General features: G+C 30.8%; 13 protein-coding genes. All 13 read left to right on the top strand.

What is annotated here, in order from left to right:
• Position 1: 1 nt before the first annotated feature.
• The 13 genes from DW091_RS12675 to DW091_RS12615 all read left to right on the top strand — a co-directional run bounded on the left by DW091_RS12675 (position 2) and on the right by DW091_RS12615 (position 14521).
• The gene (locus DW091_RS12675; protein WP_224168798.1) at positions 2-202 is read left to right on the top strand and encodes a sugar transferase; all 201 of its coding nucleotides are present in this window, start codon (positions 2-4) and stop codon (positions 200-202) included.
• A 738-nt stretch (positions 203-940) separates the two neighbouring features.
• Entirely contained in the window at positions 941-2197 is a 1257-nt protein-coding gene (locus DW091_RS12670) for a DegT/DnrJ/EryC1/StrS family aminotransferase (RefSeq protein ID WP_118518310.1), read from the top strand.
• Positions 2197-2898, top strand: a complete 702-nt coding sequence (locus DW091_RS12665) for a sugar transferase (protein ID WP_118518309.1) — start codon at positions 2197-2199, stop codon at positions 2896-2898. The genes DW091_RS12670 and DW091_RS12665 overlap by 1 nt, the downstream gene beginning before the upstream one ends.
• Before the next feature lies 1 nt (position 2899).
• Complete coding sequence (locus DW091_RS12660; RefSeq protein ID WP_118518308.1) at positions 2900-3673, top strand: glycosyltransferase family 2 protein; 774 nt, start codon at positions 2900-2902, stop codon at positions 3671-3673.
• Between the two features lie 14 nt (positions 3674-3687).
• Positions 3688-4914, top strand: coding sequence for a glycosyltransferase family 4 protein (locus tag DW091_RS12655; RefSeq protein ID WP_118518307.1), 1227 nt, complete (start codon positions 3688-3690; stop codon positions 4912-4914).
• A 2-nt stretch (positions 4915-4916) separates the two neighbouring features.
• On the top strand, positions 4917-5951 hold the full coding sequence (locus tag DW091_RS12650; RefSeq protein ID WP_118518306.1) for a glycosyltransferase: 1035 nt from the start codon (positions 4917-4919) through the stop codon (positions 5949-5951).
• Position 5952: 1 nt separating this feature from the next.
• The gene (locus DW091_RS12645; RefSeq protein WP_118518305.1) at positions 5953-6873 is read left to right on the top strand and encodes a D-glucuronyl C5-epimerase family protein; all 921 of its coding nucleotides are present in this window, start codon (positions 5953-5955) and stop codon (positions 6871-6873) included.
• Positions 6874-7020: 147 nt separating this feature from the next.
• Positions 7021-8097, top strand: coding sequence for a glycosyltransferase family 4 protein (locus DW091_RS12640; protein WP_118518304.1), 1077 nt, complete (start codon positions 7021-7023; stop codon positions 8095-8097).
• Positions 8094-9203, top strand: a complete 1110-nt coding sequence (locus tag DW091_RS12635) for an EpsG family protein (protein WP_118518303.1) — start codon at positions 8094-8096, stop codon at positions 9201-9203. The genes DW091_RS12640 and DW091_RS12635 overlap by 4 nt, the downstream gene beginning before the upstream one ends.
• Before the next feature lie 108 nt (positions 9204-9311).
• The gene (locus DW091_RS12630) at positions 9312-10454 is read left to right on the top strand and encodes a polysaccharide pyruvyl transferase family protein (protein WP_118518302.1); all 1143 of its coding nucleotides are present in this window, start codon (positions 9312-9314) and stop codon (positions 10452-10454) included.
• Positions 10455-10457: 3 nt separating this feature from the next.
• A complete protein-coding gene (locus tag DW091_RS12625; RefSeq protein ID WP_118518301.1) occupies positions 10458-12209 on the top strand; it encodes a thiamine pyrophosphate-binding protein in 1752 nt (583 codons plus the stop codon).
• 3 nt (positions 12210-12212) lie between these two features.
• Positions 12213-13628, top strand: coding sequence for a polysaccharide biosynthesis C-terminal domain-containing protein (locus DW091_RS12620; protein ID WP_118518300.1), 1416 nt, complete (start codon positions 12213-12215; stop codon positions 13626-13628).
• A gap of 47 nt (positions 13629-13675) precedes the next feature.
• Entirely contained in the window at positions 13676-14521 is an 846-nt protein-coding gene (locus DW091_RS12615; protein WP_118518299.1) for an SDR family oxidoreductase, read from the top strand.
• Positions 14522-14627: the final 106 nt, after the last annotated feature.

Raw genomic sequence — 14627 nt, 5'->3', positions numbered from 1 at the left:
GATGATCTATCAAAAATATATCAAGTGTATACTGAGATTTTCATTATCCACAGTTGGACTGGTCATTCTTTCACCCGTTTACGGCATCCTTGTCATTGCCATCAAAGCCGATTCTAAAGGATCGATCTTTTTTAAACAAAAATGCGTGGGAATTCATAAACAGCTTTTTAATATTTGCAACTTAATTACAAACACTATATAGTGCGATTGAAAGTGATTGCGGTCACTGTATATAGCATTTGATAATTAAACAGTCAGTAGAGGAAAAGCAAATTAACTGTAAGTGTATTCTGGATGGAAATCTGCTGCAAATTACTAAGATTCACAATATACTGCGCTATCAGTGGTCGAAATACTGACCCGAAAATATTCTCAGAATGCCTGATAAGCACATCATTCCATTGGTGTGCTTATCAGATCTTCTGAGAAGGACGAACTCTATAAAAGAGGATGCCTCCGAAAGGAGACGATGAGCAGTATGACAGAGTACAAAACATATATGGAGAGCAACATCATGTTCAAAGGAACTGATATAAAACCGTTTCTCAGCAAAGTCTAGGAAAGATTGTATAATAGGGACAACTAGCAAGAATACCGGAAATAAGCGGTTTTACGGGCTTTCCTGTTTTTATAGATTACGATTTTTCTAAGAAGGGAAGTAAAGATACTGCTATTTCGGTGGTAAGCTGGATTGTCTTTACTAAACCCAAAACTGAAAAGACATGAAATGAAACAGGTAGCCTTTTGATAATCTTCGGGTTACCATGGGCTACTTGTTGTATGTAAATATATTTTAATTGAAATTGAAAAAGATAACAAGAGGCAGATTTGCTTTTTAGTATATTAGAGTTTCTTGGATAGAATAGAATTATCTTAAGATAACTAGGATAAGAAAACTGTAGACAAAAATAGCAAGTTGCAAAAGCAAGGAGTTTTAGTAATGGAAAGTAAAAATGTAAATGGAACGTTAACATTTAGGAATATTGGTTTTTCACCTCCGGACATATCTTCACTAGAAGCCAATGAGGTTGTTGAAGCCCTCAAATCCGGATGGATTACAACAGGACCCAGAACAAAAGAGTTGGAAAGAAGATTGGCTGAATATTGCGGAACAAGTAAAGTTGTATGCTTAAATTCCGCAACTGCAGCTGAGGAGCTTAATCTTCGAATCCTTGGTATTGGACCTGGGGATGAAGTTATTGTTCCAGCTTATACTTATACAGCAACAGCCTCCGCAGCGATTCATGTAGGTGCAACTGTTGTGCTTGTTGATTCACGGGAAGAATCTGTTGAGATAGATTGTAACAAGATGTCAGATGCTATTACAGAGAAAACAAAGGCTATATGCCCTGTTGATCTTGCCGGTATTATTTGTGATTATGATAAGATTTTCGATGCTGTGGAAAGTAAAAAAGGATTGTTTAAAGCAAAAGAGGGAGATGACCTGGGAAGTCGTATACAACAAGCTCTTGGCCGAGTAGCTATTGTTTCTGACTGTGCGCATGCTCTTGGAGCAAGCATAAATGGGAAAATGACAGGTTCAATTGCTGATTTTACAAGTTTTTCTTTTCATGCTGTTAAGAATTTTACTACTGCTGAAGGCGGAGCTGCTACTTGGAGAGATGTTGAAGGAATTGATAATGAGGAAATTTATAAACAGTTTCAGCTATACTCACTTCATGGCCAGAGCAAGGATGCGCTTGCTAAAACACAGCTTGGGGCTTGGGAATACGACATAGTTGGTCCATGGTACAAGTGCAATATGACAGATATTATGGCAGCTATTGGTCTTAGACAGCTTGATAGATACCCAGGGTTGCTTGAAAGAAGAAAAGAAATTATTATGAAATATGATAAAGCTTGTGACGAACTTGGAATGAGCCATCTTACTCATTACACAGAAGAACATACTTCTTCCGGACATTTGTATTTGGTTAGATTATCAGGATTAGGGGACAAGGAACGTAGAGAAATAATCATTAAAATGGCTGAGGCTGGTGTTGCTTGTAACGTTCACTATAAACCACTTCCTATGATGACTGCTTATAAGGCAATGGGATGGAATATTAAAAATTTCCCCAATGCTTATAAATTGTACGAAAACGAGATTACACTTCCACTTCATACAAAGTTAAGTGATGAAGATGTGGAGTATGTGGTTGAGAAGTTTAAAGAAGTTGTTGGAGAATATGTTTAATGAAGAAATGGGAAGATTTGCCAGTGGAGATACAACTGCCGGAAGTAAGAGAGTATTATGATATCTTAGCGAAAAAGAAAGGTTCGCTTTTCTTGAAACGAGTATATGATATTGTGGTATCTTTTGTGTTGCTTGTGTTATTGTCCCCGGTTATCATTTTGCTCTCTACAGCTATTAAGTTGGATAGTAGAGGATCAGTATTTTACCGTCAAGAACGATATACACAATATGGTAGAAAGTTCAAAATCCATAAATTTAGATCCATGTGTGATGGAGCAGATAAGAAAGGTTCTTTAGTAACTGTCGGAAATGATGCACGTATCACAAGGGTCGGAAAATTAGTACGTAAATGTAGACTTGATGAGATTGCTCAGCTCATTGACGTATTTAAAGGTGATATGACTTTTGTTGGAGTAAGACCTGAAGTTAAGAAGTACGTTGATAAGTATAAAAATGAATGGTTAGCGACATTTCTATTACCAGCTGGAATTACAAACCTAACATGCATCTACTTCAAGGATGAAGATGAGCTATTAAGCGGAGTAGAAGATGTAGATAAGGAGTATGCTGAAAAGATACTACCTATAAAAATGAAGTGGAACTTGAAAGGTATAAAAGAGTTCAGCTTCTGGAATGATATTAAATTAATGTTTATGACTTTCTTTGCTGTTTGCGGGAAAGAGTATAAGGAGAATGAGTAATATGATCGACGGATTAGTTTCAATAATTATGCCATCATGGAACACAGATAGATTCATCAAAGAAACAATCGACTCAGTGCTAGCTCAAACTTATACAAATTGGGAATTACTGATTGTTGATGACTGTTCCACTAATAAAACTGATGAAGTAGTGGCTAGTTATAAAGATGAAAGAATAAAGTATTTTAAAAATGAAAAGAATAGCGGTGCTGCACTTACACGAAATAGAGCTATGAGAGAAGCTCAAGGTGAGTGGATTGCATTCCTTGATTCTGATGATTTATGGATGCCGGAAAAATTGGAGCATCAAATTAAATTCATGAATGATAATGGTTATAAATTATCTTTCACGGAATATGAAAAAATTGATGAGGATTCTAAGAAGTTAGGAATTTACGTTAGTGGACCAGATAAAGTTAATAAAAGAAAAATGTATAACTATGACTATATCGGTCAATTGACAATGATGTACAGTGCTAAAGAATTCGGACTTATCCAAATTAAAGATATTAAGAAAAATAACGATTATGCAATCAGATTGCAGTTATATAAGAAACCTGGCTGTTGTGCTTACTTATTAAAAGAAGATTTAGCGTTGTATAGAGTTAGAAAAGTAAGCATTAGTCATGATAAGTTTAGAAGAAAATTCAAGAGCCATTATGACCTATTCCATATGTGTGATGAGAAGCCTGCAATTGTAGCTGCTTGGTACACATGCTGGAATATGTTTTATGGTGTGCTTAAGAAAAGAAATTATGAGAATGTTGTGAAATAAACGGAGGAAAAGTCATGAAAAGAAAGGTGTTAATTGTAGGATCTAGTAAATTACCAACTCCAGCAGTTAAAGGAGGTGCTGTTCCTACACTTATTGAAGAGTTAATTCATCAACAAGAGAAAGAAAAAAATATTGATTTAACTTGCATTTCTTATCATGATGAAGATGCTATTAACATTTCAAAAAAATATCCATCTACATCATATATTTGGGCTAAAGTTCCTAATTTTGTGTCTATAATGGATAGATTTTTATATTGGGTAGCAAAAAATATTTTTAGAATAAATAGATTACATTCTCTGAGTTTTTTGTTTAGAGTAATTTGGTTTTCTTTTTTTGTAGGTAATGAGCTAAGAAAAGAAGAGTATGATGAAGTAATATTTGAAAATTCGCTTCTAGTGTTAACCGCAATAAAATATTTTGGTAATAAGAAAAAATATGAGGGTAAATACTATTTGCACATGCATAGCGTACCTAGAAAATACTACGGCAATGAAAAAATAGTAGAAAATTGTAAAAAAATTATATGCGTTAGTGAGTATGTCGCTGAAGAAATGCAGAAAGACAATAGATTGAATACAACTAAAGATAACTATACAGTTATGTATAATTGTATCAACGACGAACTCTTTAAACCTTTAAGCATTAGTGAAAAGGAAAAAATAAGAATCAAACTAAATATTACAAAAGAAAAGAAAATTATACTATTTGCCGGCCGTGTATGTGCTGATAAAGGTGTTGAAGAAGTTATTAGTGCAGTAACTCAATTAGAGGGTATTGATTATATTTTATTAATAGTAGGATCAAATTTTTACAAATCAAAAATTATAGGACCATACGAGCAAAAACTTCAAGAAATGTGTAAACCTATCCGAGATAAAATCATGTTTACAGGATATGTTGATAATGCAGATATGCCAAATTACTATAATATTGCAGATGTAGTTGTTTTGCCATCAATTTGGAATGAGCCAGCAGGTATGACTATGGTGGAAGCAATGGATTGTGGAAGACCGCTAATTACAACTATTTCTGGCGGAATACCTGAATATGTTGGTAATGGAAATTGTATTCTTTTAGAGAGGGATAGTAATCTTGTTAAAAATATAAAATCCAATATTGAAAGATTTTTTAGCGAAGAAAAAGTTGCGAATGAATTATCAAGAAAAGCAAGAAATAGAGCTGCAGCTTTTAACGAAAAATATTATTATGAACAATTATTAAAAATCATAGGAGACTAGCTATGAATAAAAAAGTATGTATCATTGGTTTCTTTGCGTTTAATTCACATTATAATGGTGGACAAGAGAATAAAAGTAGAGCCTTAGGAAAATTGTTGAGTGAAAACTATGGTGAAGAAAATGTTATCTGTATTGACACGATGCATTGGAAACGAAATCCCTTGTTGCTTTTAAATAGAATTTTTAAGACATCCAAACAAGTGGATAAATTTATTATGTTACCTGCTCATAACGGGGTCAAGGTTTTTTCTTCATTACTACTTTTGTTTAGAAATAAGAAGTTGTTTTATTCCGTTATTGGAGGATGGCTTCCATCAGAAACTTCCCGAAACAAAAGATTAGCAAAAAGATTAACTAGATTTAATGGAATATGGGTAGAAACCGAATCTATGGCTAAAGCACTTAAGTCGCAAGGTTTTTCGAATATAAGTGTTGTGCCTAATTTTAAAGTTCTGAATCCTGTAGATGTCGATAAGCTATCTACTAAAAATGTTAAACCATATAAATTCTGTACTTTTTCTAGAGTTTTAAAAGAAAAGGGAATTGAGGATGCAATTTTCGCAGTGGAAAAAATAAATCAAGAGTGTGGAGATGGAACTGCAATATTAGATATATATGGTGTTGTAGATGCTAGGTATATAGAAGAATTTGAAAGGATGAAGACCAGTTTTTCAAAATATATTTGTTATAAAGGTGTAGTTCCATATGATAAGACGTCAGATATATTAAAAGATTATTTTGCATTATTATTTCCAACACATTTTTATACAGAAGGAATTCCCGGGACTATAATTGACGCATATGCAGCAGGATTGCCAGTATTATCTTCTAGATGGGAAAGTTTTGATGATATTGTCATAGATGGAAAAACTGGATACGGTTTTAAATTTGGCGATACAGATCAATTATATGATTTAATGCTAAAATGCGTAGAAAATCCTAATTTGATTTATAATTTAAAAAAAAATTGTATAAACGAATATGAAAAATATACTGATGCTTATGTTTTGAAGTTTATAGAGAAAGAGTTGAAATAGTATGGGGTTAAGTCTTTACGATATAAAAAAATGGACAAATATGATACTAGGTAAAAGTATTATGCATGTAAATCAAGGAATCGGAAAAACATATTCTAAAGATGAAATATCTGGATATTATAATGATTTGACCGAGAAGGTAACTAAAGACTCTGATCATTATAATGAAACAAACGTATTTCCACATAAATCTGAAACAGCGTGCGAAGGTGTTAAAGATGTTTTTTTTCCAATTGCAATTTTTCAATATGGATTAGGTTCTTATGACTTATATCTTATGACGAAAGATGAACTTATGCTTGATAAGTTTAGAAGTCACGCCAAATGGGCATTGGACAACCAAGCGCAAGATGGATCTTGGGATAATTTTGGTTTCATATATCCTGATAACAAATATTCTGCAATGGCGCAGGGAGAAGGGTGTTCATTATTACTACGAGCATATTTACAGTTTCGTGATGAAAAATATTTAATAGCTGCTGAGAAGGCTATAGAATTTATGTTGAAGCCTGTTAATAATGGAGGGACGACTTTATTTGACAAAGAAGATGTTCAATTACTAGAGTATACGCATTTACCTTTAGTTTTAAACGGATGGATTTTTGCAATATTTGGACTTTATGATTACGTTATTCAAAGTAATGATAAGGAATATAAAAAATTATTAGATAAAACCGTAAAATCATTAGAATATAAATTAAGTGAGTTTGATTGTGGGTATTGGTCTTATTACGATGATGGAAGAAGGATTGCTAGTCCGTTTTATCATCATCTTCATGTTGCTCAACTTAGGGTCTTAGGAGATTTATTTTCAAATGATGTCTTTTGTGAATATGCTGATATGTGGGAAAAGTATGAGTCAAACAAATTTTACAAGTTAAGAGCTTTTATTAAAAAAGCCATTCAAAAAATAGTTGAATAATTAAACATGCAATAATATTCTGAATATTACAAATGGTTTGAAGACTATGCAATATATATGAATCTATAGGTATATTGAACGCTCCCAAGAAGTCTCCATAGTCGAATTATTTATATGAATTATTAATGAGAGAGGAGAGGTAACACTGTGAAAATTGTTCAAATTATGCCTGAATTTGGCCTAGCAGGTGCAGAAACTATGTGCGAAAACCTTACCTATGAGTTAATAGGAAGAGGAAACGAGGTAGTTGTGATAAGTTTATATAATTATCATTCTCCAATTACAAATAGGCTAGAAAACGCTAATGTTAAAGTTTATTATTTAAATAAGAAAAACGGCCTAGACATATCTATGATTTCTAAATTAGTAAGTGTATTTAAAACTGAAAAGCCATATGTTATACATACACATCGATATGTAATGCAGTATGCAATTCCAGCATCAGTAATTTGTGGTATTAAGAAAAGAATACATACCGTTCATAATGTAGCTGAGAAAGAGGTTGGTACTTTAGCAAAAATTTCAGCTTACTTTTTTTATAAATATTTTTCAGTTATTCCTGTAGCATTAAGTTCCGAAATAAAAAAAACAATTACTGATTTATATAGGATAAAAGACTCCAAAGTACCAGTAATTTTTAATGGAGTAAATTTAGTAAAATGTGAAGTGAAAAAGAATTTTAAGATTGAACATGAATTTAAAATTTTACATGTCGGGAGATTTACTGAGCAAAAAAACCACGAAAGACTTATAAATACTTTTGAACAGTTTGTAGCCGATTTTCCTAATGCAGAATTATATTTGATTGGTGAGGGCCATTTAGAAAATAAAATTAAAGAAATGGTTAGTAACAAAAAACTATCAAAAAAAGTTAATTTTGTAGGAACGACAGATAATGTGTATCCATATTATAGTGATTGTGATGTTTTCGTTCTACCTTCTGATTATGAGGGGATACCAATGACATTAATAGAGGCTATGGGTAGTGGAATTCCAATTATTGCAACTAATGTCGGAGGTGTACCAGACATGATTGTAAATATGAAGGAAGGTATACTGATAGATTGTGATATGAATTCATTATTTGTAGCTTTAACAACACTGTATAAAAATGAGGAACTTAGAGAACAATTGGGGAAAAATGCATTAGCTAAATCAAAAGAATTTTCTTCATCTAATATGGCAATCTATTACGAAAGATTATATGAGGGATTAGACATATGACACCGTATCTTAGCTTGATATTTTTAATTATTGTTGAAAGTTTTGTTTACTATTTTTCAAAAAATAAAGTCAAAAATAAAAAAAATTTCATGACTATTGTTTGCATAGAGTTAATTTTATTTGCAGGACTAAGATCTACAAATATTGGTGTAGATACAAAGAATTATTTATATGCATTAAATTATTATAGAAATATGCCAATCGAAGCAATTTTTACAACTCCTAATCCATGGAATATTGATTACGAAATCGGGTATATGATTTTAACGAAATTGCTTGCATTTGCAAGATTTTCAGATACTCAGTTTTTGATTGTAATTGCCTGCTTAATATATATACCTGTATTTATTTATATATATGAAGAATCTGATGATGTGATATTTAGTTTGCTATTTTATATGTGTTTCGAATTATTTGCTTATAGTTTGGGAATTTTTAGGCAAATGATATCGGTTTCTATATTACTATTATCAATAAAGCACATTAAAAATAGAAAATTTTTCAAATTTATATTATTTGTACTATTAGCAATGTCTTTTCATTATTCTGCTATTGTTGCAATTCCCCTATACTTTGTTTTTGGAAAAAAATTCAAAAAAATATATTGTCTATATTTGTTAGTTTTTGAAATGATTGCAATTGTATTTGGAGCAGAAATAGTTGGATTTATTTTTGAAATCGTTGGAAAGTATTCTCATTATATTGGTTCAAAATATGGTGGTAGCGGAGGCGGATATAATTTGCTTCTTTTATTACATGTATTGCTAATTATTGGAATGGTGATATTCAAAAACAATAATATACAAATTAAAATGAAAATTTCTTCAAACAGTTTTATTGAAGCTACAAAAAATAATGATTTTCATTTATTTATTATTTCGTTTGCAATTATTTTAACTTTATTAGCTCATACATTTTCTGTGATTGCAAGAGCTAATTGTTTTTACATAATGTTGATTATTTCTTATACTCCTACGATGATAAGAAAAATTACAACTACTCAAACACGCATTTTGATGAAAATTATTGGAGTAATATTGTTAATAGTTTATTTTTATTTTTCAATTGTAAATGAACCTAGACTTAACCCTTTTACTTTTATGTAATAAATTCTAAAAGAAGTAGAAGATTAGAATGCTTGCTATATTGATGGATTGATTATTTTTTAAGAAAGGAAAAAGATGTTCGTAAAGTGAGAATATCGTTAATATTTTATGAAATTATGTGATTTAAAAAATACAATAAAATCTAATAAATTTGTGTATAACATTTTATTAATACCATATCTTCCCATTAGATTTTTAAGAAATTATAGAGAAAATAATTTAGATAAGGAAATCATCGAAGAGAATTATGTGAGATTAAAGAAAATTTCTAATGGAAATAATATTTTTTATTTTGGAATTCCTAGACATCCCAACATCGGGGATATGGCACAAACTTATTGTACAAAGAAATGGTTAATGACAAATTATCCGGATACGCATATAAATGAATTTAATACATGTGCACTGTTAAACAAAAAATTTATAAAAGAATTATCAAAATACATAAAAAAGGACGATGTTATTTATATTCAAAGTGGTTATTGTTCGCATCAAGGACATGCAGACCATAAAATGCATAAATTAGTTGTTTCAACTTTCAAAGATAATAAAATTATTATTTTACCACAAACAGTGAATATAACGTCAGATAAGGAATGGGAAGAAACAAAACAAGCTTTTGAATCAAATGAAAATTTAATATTTATGACAAGAGATGATATTTCTTATAATGCAGTTAAGAAACATTTAGATATTCATCTTTTAAATTATCCAGATATAGTTACTACATTGATTGGTACTGGAAAAATATGTGATGATAAAAAAGATGTTTTACTATGTGTACGAAACGATGGAGAAAAGTATTATAAATCAAGTGAATATGAGAAATTAATATATAAACTTAATGAAATTAATATAAATGTTAAAGTTACAGATACAACAATTGCTAAAATTGATAGACATGAATTCTATGATAATTTTAAAAAAATACTAATGAAAACAATTATAGATTATTCAAAATATAAAGTAATAATTACAGATAGATATCATGGAACTATTATTTCTAATATTGCTAATACACAAGTTATTGTACTTAAAACAAATGATCATAAAGTTACATCTGGAGTTGATTGGTTTATAAAAAATGGATATAAAAATATCAGATTAGCAAAAAATCTTGATGAAGCCTATTCATATGCGGCTGAATTATATAATAATAATTCACCTTGTAACAATCCTAATATTTTTAAAACTAAATACTATGATTGTCTAAAAAAACAAATTAACAATATCTATAATGAGGGGGAATAAAAAATGAATGTTCACTATTCTTTGGAAGAAAATACTTTAATATTGATATCTTTATTAAAGAAACATAAAATATCAAAAATAATAGTAAGCCCTGGGAGTACTAATATTGCATTTGCTGCAAGTGTACAACAAGATGATTTTTTTGAGTTATATTCTTGTGTTGATGAGAGATCTGCAGCGTATATGGCATGTGGATTGTCAGCAGAGTCAAACGAACCGGTAGTTATTAGTTGTACAGGAGCGACGGCTTCTAGAAATTATATGCCTGGATTAACTGAAGCGTTTTATAGAGGACTACCTATATTAGCGGTTACGTCTTCACAACCAATTGAAAGAATAGGGCATAATATTCCTCAAGTATTAGATCGAACAGTAGTTCCTAACGATGTTGTAAAAAATAGTGTGAAAATACCTTTTATTTATAATGAGGAACAAAGATGGGCTACGCGCGTTAAAATTAATGATGCGTTATTGGCTCTTACACACAATGGAAAGGGTCCTGTTCACATAGAATTAACAACTTTATATACTCCAGATTTTTCTGTAAAATCTTTACCTGAGTATAAAATGATAAACAAGTATTCTAGTATTGATGATTTTCCTTCTATTAAGTCTGATAAGGTGGCTATTTTTATAGGTGCTCATATTAAATTATCCAATGAATTGACCAGAGAAATAGAAATATTCTGTGAAAAGTATAATGGGGTTGTTTTATGTGATCACACAAGTAATTACTGGGGAAAATATCGAGTTCTTCCAAATATTTTGTGTTCGCAGAAAGGATATACCGCAAAATGTCGTAACATACCCTTATTAATACATATAGGTGAAATGTCAGGGGCATATTTATCTATATATCCTTCGCAAGTGTGGAGAATTCATGAGGATGGAAAACTTAAAGATACTTATAAAAAATTGACATGCGTATTTGAGACTACCGAATTAAATTTTTTTAGAAATTATAATGCAAACAATTCTAATAGTAATAATATTTCTTATTATAACGTATGGAGAAATGAATGCGATGATATATTGTTAAAAGTACCTGATCTACCGTTCTCCAATGCGTGGATTGCACAAAATACTTCTGGCAGTTTACCTACAAATTCAGTCATTCATTTTGGAATTCTAAATTCGTTAAGATCATGGAATTATTTTGAGTTACCAAATAATACAATGGGTTATTGTAATACTGGTGGTTTTGGAATTGATGGTGGAGTCTCGTCTTTAGTTGGAGCCTCATTGTTTGATAAGAATAAATTATATTTTGGAGTCTTTGGGGATCTATTGTTTTTTTACGATATGAATTCAATAGGTAATAGACATATTTCGAATAATGTAAGAATTTTAGTTGTTAATAACGGAAAAGGAAATGAATTTAGAAACTATGGAAATTGGGCATCACAACTAGGTGATTATGCAGATGATTATATTGCTGCAGCAGGACATTTTGGAAATAAGTCTAAATCTTTAATAAAAGACTTATCATTGAATTTGGGCTTTGATTATATAAGTGCTTCAAACAAAAATGAATATATATCTAACTTGAACGTATTTGTTAGTGAAAAGATTAGTGAGAAGCCAATTGTATTTGAAGTGTTCACTGAAACAGAAGAAGAGAGTAAAGCACTTGAATTGATTTACAATATTAGAAAAACAGCAGCATCATATATTAAGGAGTCAACAAAATCATTTTTAGGAGATAAAGGCACTGATAAGTTTAAAAAAATGTACAAGAGTTTAAAAGGAGAATAAAGTGTGAAAGATAGTAAGTATTCAAAATTAGGGAAAAATACTATATGGATGACAATAGGTGCTTTTTCAACGAAATTGTCAACTTTTTTCCTTGTTCCTTTATACACAAGTTGTTTATCAACTGCAGAATATGGAACGTCTGATTTAATTACAGTTACTGTTTCTCTTTTAATGCCGGTATTAACAGTGTCAGCTTCTGAAGGAATACTAAGGTTTACATTAGATAAAGAAAATGATAAATCACAAGTATTCACAATTGCTATTTCATTGTTTTTGGGTGGACTATTAATTTTGCTTGCTTTTTCTTCAAGCATTTTAGATTTACTAAACCTAAATAATTATCACGCTTACTTTGTTATATACTATATTACTTTTGCTTTATCTTCAATTTTGTTGCAATTTGTAAAAGGGCTAGAGCATATTCGAAGATTTGTTTTTTCAGGAATCATAAGTTCAGCAGTTAACATTGCCTGCAATGTACTATTCTTACTAAATTTGAAAATGGGTATTGATGGATATTTATTAGCAATGATAATTGGTAACATTGTTCAAATAATTTATATTATTTTCTCGGAAAAAATATGGGAATATTTTAATTATCCTTGGAAAATTGATTCATTATTGTTTAAAAGATTTTTGCTTTATTCAATTCCTCTGATACCAAATTCAATAAGTTGGTGGATTAGCAATTCTTCTGATAGATATATATTATCATATTTTTGTGGCACAGCAGTTCTAGGCGTATATTCTGTTGCGTATAAAATTCCTTCTATTGTATCCGTTATTTCAAGCGTATTTACAAGTGCGTGGCAAATATCAGCTATTGAGAACTATGATGATGAGGAATCTTGTAACTTTTTTCAAAATGTGTATCATAAATATTCTACGATATACGTTATTGGGTGTTCTCTTGTTATTTTATTAATTAGGGTAATTGCGCGTGTTTTATTTGCTAATGAATTTTATAATGCTTGGCCTTATGCAATAATTCTTACGTTTGGTGCAGTTTTTCAGGCAATGGGTGGATTCCTAGGAGTTATTTATGGGGCTGCAATGAAAACAAGAGAAATATTTACTACAACAATTGTTGGTGCAGTACTAAACATCATTTTAAATATTGCATTGATCCCTTCACTCGGAGCTATGGGCGCTGCAATAGCTACACTATTCAGTTATATTGTAGTGTGGTTAATGAGGGTGAAATCAACTAGAAAATTTATGCCTATAAAAATGAAATGGGGTTGCATTTTACTTTCTTATACTTTTGTTGCCGTACAGTGTCTCGTTACAATTCTTGAACCACCTTTATGGTACATAATTAGTATTTTATTGACACTATTAATTGTGATGCTGAATAAACAAGAATTAATAGATATTGTTAAGGGTGTCTTTCTAAAATTTAAAAACAAAGCGAATTAATATTATTTTAATTTGACAGTTAAAATTTATTTGTTGGGAGTGATTATATGGGAATAAAACAAAAAATAAAATCTATTATTTATAGATTTATAATGATGACAGAAGAAGAGAAATTATATCCTATTCCAAAGCCTATTAATGCACAAAAACTACTTGAAGGTAAGGTGGCATTAATTACAGGTGGCAGTGGAGGTATAGGCTTGTCAATAGCAGAATCATTTTTGGAAAGCGGATGTAAAGTTATTATTGCGGGAACAAATGAAGAAAAATTGAAAAGCTGTATAAAGAAACTTAATGGCGATGTAAAATATATAGTTTTGAATGTAGTGGATGATATAGAATTAATGAATGATAGAATTGATTTTGCTGCAGCTTTGTTCGCTGAGAACAGAATTGATATTCTTGTGAATTCAGCAGGAATTACATCGAAAAATACTTTTTTTGAGATGACAGAAAAAGAATATGATTCGGTTATGGATACAAATGCAAAAGGAACGTATTTTGTTAGTCAAGCTGTAAGTAAGCATATGATAAAAAATAAAATAAAGGGACATATTTTGAATGTTTCTTCATCATCTGCGCTCAGACCTGCTCAAACTCCATATCAATTGTCTAAGTGGGCAATCCGAGGCCTTACATTAGGAATGGCTGATGCACTATTACCATATGGTATTGTAGTAAATGCAATTGCACCAGGACCGGTAGCAACAGCTATGATGGGAAAAAATGACGGCGATAGTATTAGTAATCCATTACAACCATCTAGACGTTACGCATTACCTAGTGAAATAGCTGCACAAGCAGTACTTATGGTAAGTGATTTAGGGGATTTGATAGTTGGTGATACAATATATATGACTGGAGGAAGTGGAGTTATAGATTTAAAACACTAATAGTGATTGCAACCCTCCCACTCCACCCAAAACTCTAGACGAACTCTTCTGTCTGCCCCTTTCTACTCTTATTAGTGTTAGCATCTAATTAGTACAAAGTAAAATG

Origin of the sequence: Eubacterium sp. AM05-23 (genome assembly GCF_003477535.1) — a bacterium.
GTDB lineage: Bacteria > Bacillota > Clostridia > Eubacteriales > Eubacteriaceae > Eubacterium > Eubacterium maltosivorans.
This window is presented reverse-complemented; position numbering and strand designations above follow the sequence as displayed.